This is a genomic window from Actinacidiphila guanduensis (genome assembly GCF_900103985.1).
GTDB lineage: Bacteria > Actinomycetota > Actinomycetes > Streptomycetales > Streptomycetaceae > Actinacidiphila > Actinacidiphila guanduensis.
This window is the reverse complement of record NZ_FNIE01000007.1, coordinates 41,495-59,245: the sequence shown is the minus strand read 5'-3', so window position 1 is coordinate 59,245 and position 17,751 is coordinate 41,495. Positions and strand designations below refer to the sequence as shown.

Below are 17,751 nucleotides of genomic sequence, written 5' to 3'. Positions count from 1 at the left end.
CGGCGCGAGGGTCCACGAAGTACCGATCCGCCCCTCCCGGGTGCGATCGTACGACTCCGCTGGGAACGGGCGCGGAGTCGCGATTGCCGCGACCACGGGCAGTTGGGGCGGTTTGCGGTACCGGGCGAACGGGTCCGGCGCGGGGCCGATACAGGGCCGGCGGACGACAGCGGGGGCCGGCGCGAAGGGTCAGAGCTCCGGGGGCGGGCCCGCCATGGGGCGGCCGATCACGCCGGGGCGGCGCTGCCAGGGCAGCGGGCCGGACGGCGGCCGGTACTCCACGCCGAGGGCGTCCAGGCGGGCGTAGTGGGTGCGCATCCGCGCCTCGAAGCCGTCCCAGTCGCGCTCCTCGGGCGCCGGCAGGTCGGACCAGGCGACCTCGGCGAAGGCGGCCAGCCGCGGGAACGCCATGTAGTCCACCACCCGGGCCGAGTCCATCACCTCGGTCCACAGATTGGCCTGGGTGCCGATGACGTGCGCGGCCTGCTCGGCGGTGAGCCCGGCCGGGACGGGCTCGAAGCGGTAGACGTCCTCCAGGGTGCGCACGTGCCGGATCGGCACCGGCTCGTCCGGCCCGTCGGCCTGGCGCCAGTCCAGATAGACGTGCGTCTCCGGGCACATCACCACGTCGTGCCCCGCCCTGGCGGCGGCGATGCCGCCGGCGAAACCGCGCCAGGAGGCCACGGTGGCGCCCGGGGTCAGGCCCGCCTCGGCGGTGCCGCCCTCCAGGATCTCCTCCCAGCCGACGAGCCGGCGGCCGCGCCGGGCGAGCCAGGCGTCGAAGTGCCGCACGATGTGGCTCTGCAGCTCGTGCTCGTCGGCGAGGTCCAGCTCCTTGATCCGCACCTGGGCGGTGGCCGAGGCGCGCCACTGCTCCTTGGGGCACTCGTCGCCGCCGATGTGCACGAAGGGGCCCGGGAAGATCTCCAGCACCTCGGTGAGGACCTCCTCGTAGAAGCGCAGCATCTCCTCGGTCGGGGCGAGCACGTTGGGGTTCACGCCCCACTGGGTGAGGACGCCGAGGGCGGCGGTGTCCAGCACGTCGGTGTTGCCGAGCTCGGGGTAGGCGGCGATGGCGGCCTGCGAGTGGCCGGGCAGGTCGATCTCGGGGACGACGGTGATGTGCCGGTCGGCGGCGTAGGCGACGATCTCGCGCAGGTCCTCCTGCGTGTAGTAGCCGCCGTGCGGGCGCTCGTCCCAGCGGGTGGACTCGCGCAGGCCGACCTTGGTGCGCTCGCGCCAGGCACCGACCTCCGTCAGCCGCGGGTGGCGGCGGATCTCGACCCGCCAGCCCTGGTCGTCGGTCAGGTGCAGGTGCAGCACGTTGAGCTTGTGCGCGGCCATCAGGTCCAGGTACCGGAACACCCCGTCCTTGGGCATGAAGTGGCGGGCGACGTCCAGCAGCAGGCCGCGCCAGGCGAAGCGGGGGGCGTCGGCGAGGTGGCAGGCCGGCACCTGCCAGGTGCGGGGGCGCAGGGGGGCGCGCCGGAAGGCGTCCGGGCCGAGCAGCTGGCGCAGCGTCTGGACGCCCCAGAAGACGCCGGCCGGGCCGCCGCCGGTGACGCGGACGCCGGAGGCGGGATCGACAGTGAGGCGGTAGCCCTCCGGGCCGCCGCTGACCGTCTCGTCCACGGCGAGCCGCACCGTGCCGCCCGCGGCGCGCTCGGGGGCGCCCGCGCCTTTCGTACTCGGGGGACTCGGCGGGAAGGGCAGCCCCGTGGCGGCGCCGAGGTACGTGCGCAGCCAGCGCTCGGCACGCGCGGTGCCGGGCCCGGCGTCCAGGGCGGTCGCCTCGGTGAGCGTGAAGCTCGCTTCCGCGGAGTACGGGGCGGTGTGGCTCGGGGTGGGGATGAGGTCCATGGGGTTCATCTTCTCCCGCGCGGCGCAATTGGCATAGACCAATACGGCCGCATTCTACGGGGGCAACCCGCCGCCGGGGTTCGCCGCCGTTGCCGCCTGCGGCCCGCAGGATGGCTGGTCGCGCAGTTCCTCCCCCAGAGCTCCGCCTGGCAGGTGCCCCCAGCGCCCCTTGGTTGTACGGCCTCGCCGTGCGCGCGAAGGGCAAGGTTTTCAGGGGCGCGGGGAACTGCGCGACAAGCCACATTCGAGCGGCAGGCGGCGGCGTACGGGAACCCCCGCGGCGAGAAGCCGCCCCGTAGCCGAATCGCCGCGGCAGGCGGCGACGAGACAGGAACCCCAACGGCGAGTAGCCGCCCCGTTCAAAGAGCGCGGCGGCGGTGGGACTGGAGGCGCGCGGAGAGCGCGGTGGCGGCGAGCCAGCCGCCGACGGTCCAGGTGAGGTGCGCCGCGGCGACCGACGCCCATGTGTCGGTCGTCGTCGCCCGCCCCCGCACGGCCAGCGCCAGCGTCGTGCCGACCAGCAGCCCCACCGCGGTGAGCTGGATCCGGAACAGCCCCCCGTAGCGGGCGATCCGGCGGGCGAACATCCCGCCGTACCACCACGGCACCGCCAGGACGATCGCGCAGACGCCGGCCAGGGCGAGCCCGGCCATCAGCGCCGCCGCCCACAGCGGCCACGGGTGGCCGTGCCAGGCGCGCGCGGCGATCAACCCGGTGGTCACCAGCACCGGCAGCGGCATCACCGCGGCCACGTGCACCGCGGCGATCCGCCACAGCCACTCGTCGCCCACCATCTCGGTGCGGGTGGTGGCGCGGATGCCGCGCAGCCGGCTGCGGGCGCTGATGCCGGTGCGCCGGGCGCTGATGTTGACCAAGGTGGCCACGAGCGCGAAGGTCGCGGCCAGGACCACCCCGCCGGCCAGCAGCTCCCAGGTGCCACCGGTCTCGATGCGGTAGAGCTGCACGCCGAGGAAGAGCACGAACCCCATGCCGCCCAGCAGCGCCCCGCCGCGGGGGGCTACGAGCTGCCCGGGCACGGCGCCGAGCGCGAGCGCGCGCTCGACGGCGGCGCGGTGCTCGGCCCGGTGGGCGCGCGGTATGCGGCCCAGCGGGCTGCGGCCCGCCGACAGCGAGCGGGCGAGGGCGACCTGCGCCTCCGGCTCGTCGGGCGCGAGGGCCGCGGCCCTGCGGGCGGCGGCCACGGCGTCGGGCACCCGGCCGAGCCGCCGGTAGACGTCGGACAGGAGCACGGAGGGCTCCCAGCCGTCGGGGTCGGCGCCGGTGGCCCGCAGCGCCACCGTCAGCGCGGCATGGGCCTCGTCCAGCGACAGCAGGACCACACCGGCGAGCACGAAGACGTCGCCCGCCTCACCGGGTCCGGCGATCGCCAGCGCCCAGTCGACCGCGTCGCGCGCCTCGGCCGGGCGCTGCTCCTGGGCGAGCACCCAGGCCCGCAGCAGGTAGCCGGCGCTGCCGTTGCGCTCCACGAAGGCGTCGCTGACCACGGCGTGCGCCTCGGCGAACCGGCCCTGCCCGACCAGCGCGTGCACGCGCTCGCCGCTGTCGGCGTCGTCGTCCGGCGCGTCCGGCGGGCCGAACGCGTCGCCCTCAGCCGTTGCCGCCCCTTCCGGAGGACCCGGAACCGGAGCGGTCGCCGCCGCCGGCCGGCATGCCGTCGTAGATCTCCTTGCACATCGGGCAGACCGGGTACTTCTTCGGGTCCCGTCCCGGTACCCAGACCTTCCCGCACAGTGCGACGACGGGCGTGCCCTCCAGCGCGCTCGCCATGATCTTGTCCTTCTGGACGTAGTGCGCGTAGCGCTCGTGGTCGCCGTCACCGTGGGAGACCTGAGGAGTCGGCTCGACCAGGGTGCCGGTGCCCGTCCCGCGCTCGGGCTCAAGAGTGCTCATGCCGTCCAGCGTAGTTGAGGAGCCGACCTAATTGAGAGTCGGATCGTCGGGATACGTGGCGACCATCGCCAGCTCGCTGCGCTGGCGGCGCAGTACCGCCCGCCACAGCTTCTCCGGATCGGGCGCCGAGACGTCGCCGGGCTCGGACTCCACCACGTACCAGGCGCCGTCCACCAGTTCCTTCTCCAGCTGCCCCGGGCCCCAGCCGGAGTAGCCGGCGAAGATCCGCAGGGCGCCCAGCTCCGCGGCCAGCAGCTCCGGCGGCGCCTCCAGGTCGACCAGGCCGATGGCGCCGTGCACCCGCCGCCAGCCCAGCAGCTCGGCGCCGCCGTCGGCGGGCTCACCGGGTATGACGGCCAGGCCCAGCGCGGAGTCCAGCGAGACCGGGCCGCCCTGGAAGACCACCTGGGGCGGGACCGCGAGCGCGGCCCAGGGCTCCAGCACATCCCCGACACCCACCGGTGTGGGCCGGTTGAGGACGACGCCGAGCGACCCCTCCGCGTCGTGGTCCAGGAGGAGCACCACCGCCCGGTCGAAGTTGGGGTCCGCGAGCTTCGGCGTGGCCACCAGCAGTCGCCCGGTGAGCGAGGACACCTCGGTCATGGTCCACATGATCCCCCAACCGGCGGCCGCGCGGAGGGTCAACGGCTGGGCCGGAGCGGGCAGCAGGCGCATTACCATCTCTTCTTGGTTCCCGCGCGGCCGCGTCAACCCGGCGGCCGCGCGACGCGCCTGCCCGAATGAACCCTGCGACGATCGCGAGATCCATGACCGACATCGCCGATGTGCTGCTCGTCCACGGTGGGACCCCTCTGGAAGGCGAGATCCGGGTAAGAGGTGCGAAGAACCTCGTGCCGAAGGCCATGGTGGCCGCGCTGCTGGGCAGCGGCCCCAGCCGGCTGCGCAACGTGCCGGAGATCCGCGACGTGCGGGTGGTGCGCGGCCTGCTGCAGCTGCACGGGGTCACGGTGGAGAGCGGGGACGAGCCCGGCGAGCTGGTGCTCGACCCCACCAAGGTGGAGAGCGCCAACGTCGCCGACATCGACGCGCACGCCGGCTCCTCGCGGATCCCGATCCTCTTCTGCGGCCCGCTGCTGCACCGGCTGGGCCACGCCTTCATCCCGGGCCTGGGCGGCTGCGACATCGGCGGCCGGCCGATCGACTTCCACTTCGACGTGCTGCGCAAGTTCGGCGCCACGATCGACAAGCGGGCCGACGGCCAGTACCTGGAGGCGCCGCAGCGGCTGCGTGGCTGCAAGATCCGGCTGCCCTACCCGTCGGTGGGCTCCACCGAGCAGGTGCTGCTGACCGCGGTGCTCGCCGAGGGCGTGACGGAACTCACCAACGCCGCGGTGGAGCCGGAGATCGAGGACCTCATCTGCGTGCTGCAGAAAATGGGCGCGATCATCTCCATGGACACCGACCGCACCATCCGGATCACCGGCGTGGACCGCCTCGACGGCTACACCCACCGGGCGCTGCCCGACCGCCTGGAGGCGGCCTCGTGGGCGAGCGCGGCGCTGGCCACCGAGGGGAACATCTACGTCCGCGGGGCGCAGCAGCGCTCGATGATGACGTTCCTGAACACCTTCCGCCGGGTCGGCGGCGCCTTCGAGATCGACGACGACGGCATCCGCTTCTTCCACCCGGGCGGCCCGCTGAAGGCCATCGCGCTGGAGACGGACGTGCATCCGGGCTTCCAGACCGACTGGCAGCAGCCGCTGGTGGTCGCGCTCACCCAGGCGTCGGGGCTGTCCATCGTCCACGAGACGGTCTACGAGTCGCGGCTGGGCTTCACCGAGGCGCTCAACCAGATGGGCGCCCACATCCAGCTCTACCGCGAGTGCCTGGGCGGCAGCGCCTGCCGGTTCGGGCAGCGCAACTTCCTGCACTCGGCGGTGGTGTCGGGCCCGACCAAGCTGCAGGGCGCCGACCTGGTCATCCCCGACCTGCGCGGCGGCTTCTCGTACCTGATCGCGGCGCTGGCCGCGCAGGGCACCTCGCGGGTGCACGGCATCAGCCTGATCAACCGCGGCTACGAGAACTTCCTCACCAAGCTGACCGACCTCGGCGGCGACATCGAGCTGCCCAAGCCCGCGCTGGGCGCCCAGGGCGGCCCCGGCCACACCACCGCGGTGGCCTGAGGCCCCTGGGGGCGCCGAGGGCGCTCCCCGTGCGACCGCGGCCTCCAAGGGCGCCGAGGACGCCGAGGACAGCGCCTACCGCGTGCAGAGGGCGGCCGCCCCACCCGTCAGGGTCGGGGCGGCCGCCCTCTGCTGTACTGCTGCTGTGGTGCTGCCGAGATGCTGCGCGGCCGGCGCGGTGGCGCGGCCGCGCGGGGCTCACTTGCCCTTGGCCGCTTCCTTCAGCTTGGAGCCGGCCGAGACCTTCACGCTGTAGCCGGCCGGGATCTCGATCGGCTCGCCGGTCTGCGGGTTGCGGGCGGTGCGCGCCTGGCGGTGGGTGCGCTCGAAGGTCAGGAAGCCGGGGATGGTGACCTTCTCGTCACCCTTGGCCACGATCTCACCGACGGTCTCGGCGAACGCGGCCAGCACGGCGTCGGCGTCCTTGCGGGTCACCTCGGCGCGGTCGGCCAGGGCGGCCACCAGCTCACTGCGGTTCATATCTGTACTCCCGTGTTCTTTCTGCCAGGGGGCGCGAGCTCGAAGCTGTTGCTGTGTGCCTCACCGCCCAGGTCTGCATCCTGCCCCCATATATGGGGGGAAAGCCAATCGCCTGTCCGCGCGAGTCGCGGAAAAACCGCTGCAAGAGGCCGTGCGGGGGCCGCCGGACCCCCGTTCCGGCGGCGGCGCGGGCCCGGCGGCGGCCCGGCGGGCGTCAGGCGCCCTGCGCCGGGAAGGGGGCCTGGCGGGCCGGGTCCTGGGCCTGGGCGGCCTCCCGGACGGCGCCGGCGACGGCGCCCGCGACGCGGTCGTTGAAGACGCTGGGCACGATGTAGTTGGGGTTCAGCTCGTCGTCGCCGACCACGCTCGCCAGCGCCCGCGCGGCCGCCAGCATCATCTCGGTGTTCACCGTGCGGGACTGGGCGTCCAGCAGGCCGCGGAAGACTCCCGGGAAGACCAGCACGTTGTTGATCTGGTTGGGGAAGTCGCTGCGGCCGGTCGCGACCACCGCGGCACTCTCGCGGGCCGCGGCCGGGTCCACCTCCGGGTCGGGGTTGGCCAGCGCGAAGACGATGGCGCCGTCGGCCATCCGGGCGATGTCGGAGCCGTCCAGCACGTTGGGCGCCGAGACGCCGATGAAGACGTCGGCGCCGACCACGGCCTCCTTCAGCGTGCCCGTGACGTTCTCCGGGTTGGTGTTGTCGGCGATCCAGCGCAGCGCGGAGCCGGGGTCGCCGTCCACCAGGTCGGAGCGCCCGGCGTGCACCACGCCCTGGATGTCGGCGACCACCGCGTGCTTGACGCCCGCGGCCAGCAGCAGCTTCAGGATCGCGGTGCCGGCCGCGCCCGCGCCCGACATCACCACCCGCAGGTCGCCGATCTCCTTGCCGACGCAGCGCAGCGCGTTGGTGAGCGCGGCCAGCACCACGATCGCGGTGCCGTGCTGGTCGTCGTGGAAGACGGGGATGTCCAGCGCCTCGCGCAGCCGCGCCTCGATCTCGAAGCAGCGCGGGGCGGAGATGTCCTCCAGGTTGATGCCGGCGAAGCCGGGGGCGATCGCCTTCACGATCGCCACGATCTCGTCGGTGTCCTGGGTGTCCAGGCACAGCGGCCAGGCGTCGATCCCGGCGAACCGCTTGAACAGCGCGGCCTTGCCCTCCATCACCGGCAGGGCGGCCTTCGGCCCGATGTTGCCCAGGCCCAGCACCGCCGAGCCGTCGGTGACCACGGCCACCGAGTTGCGCTTGATGGTCAGCCGGCGGGCGTCCTCGGGGTTCTCCGCGATCGCCATGCACACCCGCGCCACGCCCGGCGTGTAGACCATCGACAGGTCGTCGCGGTTGCGGATCGGGTGCTTGGAGGCCATCTCGATCTTGCCGCCCAGGTGCATCAGGAACGTACGGTCGGAGACCTTCCCGATGACGACGCCCTCGATGGAGCGCAGCTTGCTGACGATCTCGTCGGCGTGCGCGGTCGAGGTGGCGGCGATCGTGACGTCGATGCGCAGCCGCTCGTGGCCGGAGGCGGTGACGTCAAGACCGGTGACGGAGCCGCCCGACGACTCGACCGCGGTGGTGAGCCGCCCGACCGCGCCCCCGCTGGCGGGGACCTCCAGCCGTACGGTGATCGAGTACGAGACGCTCGGCGCCGTTGCCATGACGACCTTCTTCCACGTTCCTGTCGGGCCCTGCGGTGCGATCGTTCCACCTACCTGTGAGTAAGCGTGAACGGGGGTCGCGCCGCCGCCACCGGAAGGCTTGCGGGGGAACGCGCGCACAACAGAAGAAAAACACAGCAGAACACAGAAGAACACAGAAGAACGGGGCCCCCTCACTCGGAGGGGACCCCGTCCACGCTGCGACACCGACCCGCCATGCTCGCCTCGCGGCAAGTGGGCGCTCGAAGCGCCTAAGGTTGGGCCCGGGGGCTTGGATCGGGCCGGTGCCTCACCTAGGCTAACAAACCCTGCCCCCGGACACTTCCCGCCGATCGTAAATTTCCGCCGAACGCCCCGCGCGGGTCCCTCAGTCGGCCTTCAGCAGGTCCGGGACGCCGTGCTCGTCGGGCAGGTCGCGGGAGGTGGAGAGCACCGAGAGGCGCTGGGTCGCCCGGGTGAGCGCCACATAGAGGACGCGCAGGCCGGCCGGCGACTCCTCGGCGATCTCCGCCGGGGAGACCACGAGCGTGGCGTCGTATTCCAGGCCCTTGGCCTCAAGGCTGCCCAGCGCGACGACGCGGTCGCCGAGCCCTTCGAGCCAGCCGCGCGCCTCGGCCCTGCGGTGCATCGCCGTGACGACGCCGACCGTGCCGTCCACCTCGGCGAGCAGCCGCTGGGCCGCGGCCCGGACATCGGCGGCCAGATCGTCGCCCGCGGCGTCGTAGCGCGGCTGGACACCGGTGGAGCGCACCGCGCTGGGCGGGCGGGTGCCCGGCATGGCAAGGCGCAGGACCACGTTGGCGGCCTCGGCGATCTCGGCGGGGTTGCGGTAGTTGACGGTGAGGGTGAAGCGGCGGCGCGGGCGGGTGCCCAGCGCCTCGTCGCGGGCCCGGTCGGCCTCCTCGACGTCCGTCCAGGAACTCTGCGCGGGGTCGCCGACGATCGTCCAGGTGGCGGTGCGCCCGCGCCGGCCGACCATCCGCCACTGCATCGGCGTGAGGTCCTGCGCCTCGTCGACGATCACATGCGCGTACTCGGTGCGCTCCCTGGCCAGCCGCTCGGCCCGCTCCCGCTCGCTCTCCTCGCGGGCCTGCGGCATCAGCTCGTCCAGGCCGGTGAGCTGGTCCAGCGGGTCGATCTCGCGCTTGCGCTCGCGCGGCGGGGCGCCCAGCAGCATGTCCAGCTCGTCCAGCAGCGCCACGTCGTGCACCGAGGTGCCCTCCCGGCGCAGCGAGCGGGCCACCCGGCGCACCTCGGCCCCGGTGAGCACCCGGCGGGCCCAGCGGGACAGCTGCCGGTCGTCGGCGAGCGCGGCCAGCACCCGGCGCGGCTGCAGCACCGGCCACCAGGCGTCCAGGAAGGCGGTGAACTCCGGCTCGGTGCTGACGTCCTCGTCGAAGCCCTGCCGCTCCTCGGCGGCGAGTTCGGCGTCGTCGAAGCGGCGCCCGGTCCTGCGCCACAGCGCGTCCAGCAGCAGCCGGCGGGCCCGCGGGCGCAGCACGTTCACCGGGGCGGTGCCGCTCAGCGCCTGGCGGCGGACCTCGGCGAGCTCCTCCCCGGAGAGTTCCAGGCGGCGGCCGAAGGCGACCACCCGCAGCCGGGTGGGCACGCCCGGCCCGCCGGGTTCGGGCAGCTCCAGGCAGCCGCGGGCGGCGTTGCGCAGCACCTTCTGCATCCGCAGCGAGCCCTTGACCCGGGCCGTGGCGGGCTCGTCGTAGAGGTCGGCGGTCACGCCCTCGACCAGCGAGCCGACCGCGCGGATCGCCACCTGGCCCTCCTCGCCGAGCGAGGGCAGCACGCCCTCGGTGTAGGCGACGAGCAGCGGGGTGGGGCTCACGCACAGGATGCCGCCGGCGTAGCGGCGCCGGTCCTGGTAGAGCAGGTAGGCCGCCCGGTGCAGGGCGACGGCGGTCTTGCCCGTGCCGGGGCCGCCGGTGACCTCGGTCACGGAGGCGGCGGGCGCGCGGATCACCATGTCCTGCTCGGCCTGGATGCTGGCCACGATGTCGCGCATGGAGTGCGTGCGGGCCTGGCCGAGCGCGGCCATCAGGGCGCCGTCGCCGACCACCGGCAGGCCGGTGTCCAGCTCGGGGCGGAGCAGGTCGTCCTCGATGCCGAGCACCCGGCGCCCCTTGGAGCGGATCACCCGGCGGCGCACGACCCGGCCGGGGGCGACGGGAGTGGAGCGGTAGAACGGTGCCGCGGCCGGCGCGCGCCAGTCGATCACCAGGGGGGCGTAGTCCGCGTCGAGGACGCCGATCCGGCCGATGTGCAAGGTCTCGGCGATCCGGGCGGTGGCGTCGGGGCCGATCGCGTCGTCGGCGGGCTCCACGGAGGTGTAGGCGCCGTCCGGGCCCTTCTTGCCGTCCTTGCCGCGCAGCAGGTCGATCCGGCCGAAGAGGAAGTCCTCGTACTCGTTGTTGAGCCGGTTCAGGTGGATGCCCGCGCGGAAGACCTGGGCGTCGCGCTCGGCGAGCGCCCCCGGAGTGCCCACGTGCCCCCGCTGGGCGGCGTCGCTCACCAGGAACTCCGCCTCGTGGATCTTCTCCTCCAAACGGCGGTACACCAGGTCCAGGTGCGCCTGCTCGGCGGCGATCTCCTGGTCCCTGACCCCGGTTGCTGCGGTCTGCGCGGCCACGCAGAACCCCCTTCTGCCATTCCTCGCCCCGACCGACGGAGCAGCCTGCAACCGTACGCGACACCCCCACCCCCTGCCCACCCGAACACCCCCTGCCCGGCCTGCGCCCGGGACCGGCGCGCGAGGGGCAGACGGGAACCCGAGGGGCGCTGGGGGAGGAACCGCGCGCAACAAGGGGCCGGCCGGCGGCCGGAAACGGCGGGGACGGGGCAGACGCGTACCCAAAAGGGGCGCTGGGGGTACCTCCCAGCCGAAGCCCTGGGGGAGGAACTGCGCGAGAAGAGGCCACCAGCCTTCGGCCGGGAACCGACAGGCAGGGGCAGAAGGGTTGCCGCTCTTGGGGGCGCGGGGAACTGCGCGCACAAGCAAGGACCGGCCTGCGGCCGGGAACGGCGGGAACCCCTACGGCGGGCAGCCGTACCACCCACCGGCCTGCGGCCGGGAACGGCGGGAACCCCTGCGGCGGGCAGCCGCACCCCCGTACCCCCACCGGCCTGCGGCCGGGAACGGCGAGGAGCCCAACGGCGAATAGCCCCCGTCAAATAGAGGCGGCGTACTTGGACTCCGCGTGCGGGTCCAGCGACAGCCGGTACCCCCGCTTCACCACCGTCTGCACCAGCTTCGGTGCCCCCAGGGCGCTCCTCAGCCGCGCCATCGCCGTCTCGACGGCGTGCTCGTCCCGCCCCGCCCCCGGCAGGGCCCGCAGCAGGTCGGCCCGGGCCACCACCCAGCCGGGCCGCCGCGCGAGCGCCCGCAGCAGCGCCATCCCGGCCGGCGGCACCGGCCGCAGCTCCCCGTCCACGACGACCGCCTGCCCGCGGATCTCCAGCCGGTGACCGGCCACCGGCAGCGGCCGCACCCGCCCGGGCAGCTCGCGAGCGATCAGCTGCACCAGCGGCCCGAGCCGGAACCGCTCGGGCTGCACCGTCGGCACGTCCCTGGCCTGCAGCGGCAGCGCGGTGAAGGGCCCGACGCACGCGGCGAGCACACCGCCGCGGAAGGCGTCGAGCAGCTCGTCGAGCCGGCCGCGCTCCTCGGCGCGGGAGAGCAGCGAGGCGGCGGCGGGCGCGGAGGTGAAGCTCACGGCGTCGAGCGCGCCGGCGGAGACGGCGTCGAGCAGCCGGTCCATCGGGGCCACGTCCTCCGGCGGCATCCACCGGTACACCGGCACGGCGACCACCCGCGCGCCGGCCACCCGCAGCGCCTCGCTGAAGCCGGGCAGCGGCTCGCCGTGCAGCTGCACGGCCACGCACCGCCCCTCGACGCCCTCCTCCAGCAGCCGTTCCAGCACCTCGGCTATCGACTCCGAGGCCGGCGACCAGGTCTCCTTGAGCCCGGCCGCGCGCAGGGCGCCGGTCACCTTGGGCCCGCGGGCGAGCAGTTCGGCCTCGCCGAGGCGGCGCAGCAGTTCCTCACCCAGGCCCCAGCCGTCGGCGGCCTCGATCCAGCCGCGGAAGCCGATCGCGGTGGTGGCGACCACCACGTCCGGCGGCCGGTGGAGCAGCTGCTCGGTCGTGGCGAGCAGCTCGGCGTCGTCGGAGAGGGGCACGATCCGCAGCGAGGGGGCCCGCAGCACGCTCGCGCCCCGCCGCTCCAGCAGGGCCGCCAGCTCGTCGGCCCGCCGTGCGGCGGTCACCCCCACGGTGAACCCGGCGAGCGGGGGCACGCCGTCGTACGCCGTCCTGCCGGGAAATTCCGCTGCCATCGCCCAGTCCCGCCTCGTTGCCGTACCGCCGTACCTGCCGAACCCCGCCGAACCCGCCGGAGCGGCGCGCCCGCCGTCATGCCCCTGCCCACCGTCGAACCGGCCGTACGCCGGGCCGCCGGGGCGCTCCCGTACGCCGCCGTACCACCCGCCGGAGACCGCCCCCGACCGGCTCACCTTCCCAAGCGGCCGTGTCGGGTGCGGTTCGTCCGCATGTCCCGGGTGTTACGCGCGCCGGGCCCGGCTCAGACCTCCGCGTAGGCGGTAGCCGCCGTGGTGGCGGCCATCCCCGTCGCGGCCGCCGTCCGTACGGCGGGCCGCAGGTATACGGCCCAGGTGACCGCGAAGCACACCGCGTAGAAGGCGAGGAAGGCGACGAACGCGGGGGTGCCGCTGCCGCCGTGCAGGAACGCCTCGCGGAAGGCGAGGTTGATCGCGACGCCGCCGAGCGCCCCGACCGCGCCGATCAGCCCCATGGACGCGCCCGACAGCCGCCGCCCGTGGGCCGCGGCGGCCTCGCCGGTCAGCCCCCGCGCCTCGGCCTTGCGCTGGAAGATGCCGGGGATCATCTTGTACGACGACCCGTTGCCGAGCCCGCTCAGCGCGAACAGCGCGATGAAGCCGACGAGGAAGGCGGCCAGCGACTTCGCCTGCGAGGCCGCGACGACCACGCCGGTGGCCGCCGCCATCGCCAGGAAGTTCCACCAGGTGATCCGGCCGCCGCCGAACCGGTCGGCCAGCCGCCCGCCGACCGGGCGGGCCATCGAGCCGAGCAGCGGCCCGATGAAGGTCAGGTCGGCGGCCTGCAGCGGGGTGCGGCCGAACTGGTTCTGCAGCACCAGCCCGAAGGCGAAGCTGTAGCCGATGAACGAGCCGAAGGTGCCGACGTACAGCAGCGCCATGATCCAGGTGTGCGGGTCGCGCGCGGCGTCCACGGCGGCCCCGGTGTCGTTGCGCACCGGGGCGAGGTTGTCCATGAACAGCGCGGCGAGCACGGCGGCCACCACGATCAGGGGGATGTAGACGGCGAGCACCAGCCGCGGGTGGGCGGCGCCCGCGGTGCCGATGACCAGCAGGCCGACGAGCTGGATCGCGGCCACCCCGACGTTGCCGCCGCCGGCGTTCAGGCCCAGCGCCCAGCCCTTCTCGCGCAGCGGGTAGAAGGCGTTGATGTTCGTCATCGAGGAGGCGAAGTTGCCGCCGCCGACGCCGGTGAGCGCGGCGACCACCATCAACTCCCCGTAGGAGACGCCCGGTTTGACGACGAAGGCGGCGGTGACGGTGGGCACCAGGAGCAGCAGCGCGCTGACCACGGTCCAGTTGCGGCCGCCGAAGAGGGCGACGGCGAAGGTGTAGGGGACCCGGAGCAGGCCGCCGACCAGGGTCGGCATGGCGACGAGGAAGAACTTGTCAGCCGCGTCGAGCCCGTAGGCCGGGCCCATGAACAGCACCATCACCGACCACAGGCTCCACACCGAGAAGCCGATGTGCTCGCTCAGCACGGAGAAGGCGAGGTTGCGGGCCGCGACCCGGCGCCCGCCGCCCTCGTTCCAGAAGCTCTCGTCCTCGGGTTCCCACCGCTCGATCCACCGGCCCATCGCGTCCGCCTCCTGGCTCCGCCCGACATCGGACCCGAACCTAGGAAGCTTTCATTTCGCCGCGGGACCCCCACCCGTGAACCAAGCGCAACCCTTCACTCACGAGCGCGGCTTCTCTCCTGTGAGGGCGGCTCCCCGCCGCAGGGGTCCACCCCGGCACCCTCCACAAGCGCACCACAGCACGGGAACAGCACCGTGCCCCAGCGCTCAAGGGCACCCTTGTACAGGCCAGCACCGTGCCCGCCCGCAGAAGGGTGCCCTTGAGCGGGGAGGGTTGTGCCGGGGGGTGCGGGTGGGCGGGAGCCCCCCGCCCAGCGCGGCGCAGCCGCGCAAAAAACGACGAAGGCGAGGCGGCCCACGCAGTCCGTGGGCACACCTCGCCTATCGCATTCGTGGAGATGGCGGGAATCGAACCCGCGTCCTGTGGTGCGGAACCAGGGCTTCTCCGAGCGCAGTCCGCTGTGCTTTTCTCGGCCCCGGCGGTCACGCGGACAAGCCGCCGACGGGCCCAGCCACTGTGAGGTTTCCCGCTGCGCCCCGTGGCCGGGCGCGGCGGTTGAGTTCCCTAGCTGATGCCAGGATCCGGGTCGGGAACAGCCCCGGGCTGACACTCCGCGGAGTCTTCGCTAGCTGCTAATCAGGCAGCGAGAGCGAAGGCGGAGGAATCGCGCTTGGAATTGGCGATTATTGGTTTCGGCATATGGTTAACGAGATCATTGCCGCTTCCTCGGCTCGCTTCCCCTGCTTCGACATCCCCAGTCGAAACCGATCATCCCCATGTGGTGTTTTCAAGGTGCACGCCGGGCGAACCCGCGGTGCTGTGACCATCGTAAGGGATCAGCGCCCGCGGGGGCCACCGTATTCCCGCCGGGTGCGGCGGGCGGAGCGGCGCCCGCGCGGGCGGCTCAGCCGCGCTGCTTGCGGCGGGCGGCGGACATGGCGCGGTCGGCCTCGCGCCGGTCCTGCTTCTCCCGCAGCGTCTGCCGCTTGTCGTACTCCTTCTTGCCCTTGGCCAGCGCGATCTCGACCTTCACCCGGCCGTCCTTGAAGTACAGCGCGAGCGGGACCACGGTGTGGCCGCTCTCCTGGGACTTCTGGTCCAGCTTGTCGATCTCGGCCCGGTGCAGCAGCAGCTTGCGCTTGCGGCGGGCCGCGTGGTTGGTCCAGGTGCCCTGGGTGTACTCGGGGATGTGGATGTTGTGGAGGTACGCCTCCCCGCCGTCGAGCTGGGCGAAGCCGTCGACGAGCGACGCGCGGCCCAGGCGCAGCGACTTCACCTCGGTGCCGGTCAGCACCAGCCCCGCCTCGTAGGTGTCGAGGATGTGGTAATCGTGCCGCGCCTTCTTGTTCTGCGCGATCATCTTGCGACCCGTGTCTTTAGCCATAGCCGATCCATTGTTCCACTAGGAAGGGGCGCCGAGGCCGGCGAAGACCTCGCGGCTGTCGGCGACCGGGTCGTGGCCGGCGGGGACCAGGACGTCGGGGGTCAGGCCCACGCCGTCGAGGCTGCGGCCGTCCGGCAGCCGGTAGTGGCCGACGGTCAGCTCGGCGACCGATCCGTCTGCCAGCGTGCTGGGCATCTGGACCGAGCCCTTGCCGAAGGTGCGCGACCCCATGATCAGCGCCCGGCCGCGGTCCTGCAGCGCTCCCGACAGCATCTCGGCCGCGCTCATCGTGCCTCCGTCGACCAGCACCACCAGCGGCACCTCGGTGTTCCCGCCGGGCCGTGCGTACAGCGCCTGCTGCCGGCCGTGCACGTCGTAGGTGGCCACGAGCCCGCCGTCGAGGAAGACCGAGGCGGTGGCCACGGCCTCGGCGACCAGGCCGCCGGAGTTGCCCCGCAGGTCCAGCAGCACCCCGTGCGGCGAGCCGGCCGCGGCCGCGCGGACCTGGTCGGCGACCCCCTTGGTGAAGGCGTCGACCGCTATCACCGTCGGGGCGCCCCGGTGCCGGGTGACGGTCACCGACTCCGTCGGCAGCGTGGCCCGGTGCAGGCCGACCGTCCAGCTCTTCGTACCGCGCTCCACACCGAGGGTGACAGGGCTGCCGGGTACGCCCGGGCCGCGCAGGCCGGCGACGACCTGGGTGACTGCCAGGCCCGTGCACCGGGTGCGGCCGATCGTTGCCAGGATGTCGCCGCTGCGCAGTCCGGCCGCGGCGGCGGGGCTGCCGGGCTGGACCCGGGCCACCTGGATGCGGCCGTCGTCGATACGGCGCACGGACAGGCCGGTGCCGACGTACGTGCCGTCGAGTGCCTGCTTCAGGCCGGCGTACTCCTGGGCGGTGTAGAAGGACGACCAGCGGTCGCCGCTGCGGCTGACCAGGCGCTGCACGGCCTGCGGGCCCACCGTGCCCTGCTCGATCTCGCGGGCGATGCGCCCGGTGTCGATGGCCCTGGAGGAGGGGGGCGCGGGCGTCCTCGCGGCCGCGGTGCCGTCCTTGGGCGCCGGGGCGCCCGCCGGGCCCTCGCGCGCGTCCCCGACCGGCGCGGCCTCGATGCGGCCGCCCTTGCGGGTCTGCGCGGCGGGTTCGGTGAGGCTGCCTGCCGCCGCGCCGCTGGCCAGTACGGCGCTGAACACCAACGTCAAAGTCGCCCCGCGGCGCAGGCGGCGGGGCATCCCGAACATCGACGGGCCGGACATGGCCGGAAGTCTAGGACACAAAGGTGATCCGTACGGGGTGATGCCGGCGGCCCACCCGCGCGGCCGCCCGGTGACGCGGCCGCGACCTGCGGCTGACACCCCTGCGACCGCCGGATGACGCGGATCTGATCCCCCGTCGGTCCGCCGCGGTCAGACCTTCAGGTAGCGGCGCAGGGCGACGAAGGCGGCCAGCGCCGGCATGGCCACGCCGATGAGCAGCACCAGCGGCAGCACCTGGATCACCGGGCCCCAGCCGAGGAAGGACACCAGCGGGATCTTCTCCTGCAGGTCCAGGCCGTTGTCGATGAGGAAGTAGCGGCCGCCGAGCAGCATGATGCAGGCGAGCCCGGCGCCGACCAGGCCGGCGAAGGCGGCCTCCATGATGAACGGCATCTGGATGTAGAAGCTGGAGGCGCCCACCAGCCGCATGATGCCGGTCTCGCGGCGGCGGCTGAACGCCGAGACGCGGACGGTGTTGACGATCAGCAGCATGGCGACGGTCAGCATGAAGGCGAGCACCACGTACGCGACCCTGGTCATGCCGTTGAGCAGGTCGAAGAGGTTCTGCAGCACCTTGCGCTGGTCCACCACGGACTGCACCCCCGGGCGCCCGTTGAAGGCGCTGGCCACGACCGCGAACTTGGTGGGGTCCTTCAGCTTGACCCGGTAGTTCTGCTCCATCTGGTCCGGGGTGATGGAGTTGACCAGCGGGGTGCCCTTGAACTGCTCCTTGTAGTTCTTGTACGCGCCCTGCTCGGACTCGTAGTAGACCTTCTTCACGACCGGCAGCTTCTTCAGGTCGGAGAGGATCTGGGCCTTCTGGTCGGCGGTCACCGCGCCCTTGGCGCAGTTCGGCGTGGTCGCCGCGTCCGCCTTGTTGCACATGTAGATGGTGACCTCGACCTTGTCGTACCAGTAGCCCTTCATCGAGCTGACCTGCTTGTTTGCCAACAGGGCGCCACCGGTGAGGGCGAGCGAGAGAGCCACGGAGATGACCACGGCGAAGGTCATGGTGAGGTTGCGCCGGAGGCCGACGCCGATCTCCGACAGGACGAACTGGACACGCATGGGGGTCGGGGTTCCTTCCGGAGGGGCAGTGCGTGCGTGCGGACCCGG

Annotated in this window: 13 protein-coding genes and 1 other RNA gene; 1 reads left to right on the top strand and 13 read right to left on the bottom strand. The window is 73.3% G+C overall.

Features of this window, described 5'->3' with window-relative positions; genetic code table 11:
• Positions 1 to 189: 189 nt before the first annotated feature.
• The 4 genes from BLR33_RS16565 to BLR33_RS16550 all read right to left on the bottom strand — a co-directional run bounded on the left by BLR33_RS16565 (position 190) and on the right by BLR33_RS16550 (position 4,383).
• Entirely contained in the window at positions 190 to 1,860 is a 1,671-nt protein-coding gene (locus BLR33_RS16565; protein WP_245771461.1) for a beta-N-acetylhexosaminidase, read from the bottom strand.
• A gap of 359 nt (positions 1,861 to 2,219) precedes the next feature.
• On the bottom strand, positions 2,220 to 3,410 hold the full coding sequence (locus BLR33_RS16560) for a tetratricopeptide repeat protein (RefSeq protein WP_093785262.1): 1,191 nt from the start codon (positions 3,408 to 3,410) through the stop codon (positions 2,220 to 2,222).
• A gap of 58 nt (positions 3,411 to 3,468) precedes the next feature.
• A complete protein-coding gene (locus tag BLR33_RS16555) occupies positions 3,469 to 3,771 on the bottom strand; it encodes a DUF3039 domain-containing protein (protein ID WP_093785261.1) in 303 nt (100 codons plus the stop codon).
• A gap of 27 nt (positions 3,772 to 3,798) precedes the next feature.
• Positions 3,799 to 4,383 (bottom strand): YqgE/AlgH family protein, encoded by a 585-nt coding sequence (locus tag BLR33_RS16550; RefSeq protein ID WP_093785541.1) that lies wholly within the window; start codon positions 4,381 to 4,383, stop codon positions 3,799 to 3,801.
• Positions 4,384 to 4,538: 155 nt separating this feature from the next.
• Here BLR33_RS16550 and murA point away from each other — a divergent pair, with 155 nt between their 5' ends.
• Positions 4,539 to 5,915: a UDP-N-acetylglucosamine 1-carboxyvinyltransferase gene (murA, locus tag BLR33_RS16545; protein WP_093785260.1), complete on the top strand. Its 1,377-nt coding sequence runs from the start codon at positions 4,539 to 4,541 to the stop codon at positions 5,913 to 5,915.
• Between the two features lie 198 nt (positions 5,916 to 6,113).
• On the opposite strand, the gene BLR33_RS16540 is transcribed toward murA, so the two are convergent.
• The 9 genes from BLR33_RS16540 to ftsX all read right to left on the bottom strand — a co-directional run bounded on the left by BLR33_RS16540 (position 6,114) and on the right by ftsX (position 17,703).
• On the bottom strand, positions 6,114 to 6,395 hold the full coding sequence (locus tag BLR33_RS16540; protein WP_093785259.1) for an HU family DNA-binding protein: 282 nt from the start codon (positions 6,393 to 6,395) through the stop codon (positions 6,114 to 6,116).
• A gap of 214 nt (positions 6,396 to 6,609) precedes the next feature.
• Entirely contained in the window at positions 6,610 to 8,052 is a 1,443-nt protein-coding gene (locus BLR33_RS16535) for an NAD-dependent malic enzyme (RefSeq protein WP_093785258.1), read from the bottom strand.
• A gap of 367 nt (positions 8,053 to 8,419) precedes the next feature.
• Positions 8,420 to 10,690 carry a HelD family protein gene (locus tag BLR33_RS16530; RefSeq protein WP_093785257.1) on the bottom strand — a complete coding sequence of 757 codons (2,271 nt, stop codon included), beginning with the start codon at positions 10,688 to 10,690 and terminating at the stop codon, positions 8,420 to 8,422.
• Positions 10,691 to 11,228: 538 nt separating this feature from the next.
• Positions 11,229 to 12,395, bottom strand: a complete 1,167-nt coding sequence (locus BLR33_RS16525; RefSeq protein ID WP_093785256.1) for a uroporphyrinogen-III synthase — start codon at positions 12,393 to 12,395, stop codon at positions 11,229 to 11,231.
• Between the two features lie 245 nt (positions 12,396 to 12,640).
• A complete protein-coding gene (locus tag BLR33_RS16520; RefSeq protein ID WP_093785255.1) occupies positions 12,641 to 13,993 on the bottom strand; it encodes a nitrate/nitrite transporter in 1,353 nt (450 codons plus the stop codon).
• A gap of 390 nt (positions 13,994 to 14,383) precedes the next feature.
• Positions 14,384 to 14,770, bottom strand: a transfer-messenger RNA (tmRNA) gene (ssrA, locus tag BLR33_RS16515).
• A 128-nt stretch (positions 14,771 to 14,898) separates the two neighbouring features.
• Positions 14,899 to 15,378 (bottom strand): SsrA-binding protein SmpB, encoded by a 480-nt coding sequence (gene smpB, locus BLR33_RS16510; RefSeq protein ID WP_093785254.1) that lies wholly within the window; start codon positions 15,376 to 15,378, stop codon positions 14,899 to 14,901.
• Positions 15,379 to 15,396: 18 nt separating this feature from the next.
• Entirely contained in the window at positions 15,397 to 16,635 is a 1,239-nt protein-coding gene (locus BLR33_RS16505) for a S41 family peptidase (RefSeq protein WP_093785253.1), read from the bottom strand.
• A 150-nt stretch (positions 16,636 to 16,785) separates the two neighbouring features.
• Positions 16,786 to 17,703 carry a permease-like cell division protein FtsX gene (gene ftsX / locus BLR33_RS16500; RefSeq protein WP_093785252.1) on the bottom strand — a complete coding sequence of 306 codons (918 nt, stop codon included), beginning with the start codon at positions 17,701 to 17,703 and terminating at the stop codon, positions 16,786 to 16,788.
• Between the last annotated feature and the right edge of the window lie 48 nt (positions 17,704 to 17,751).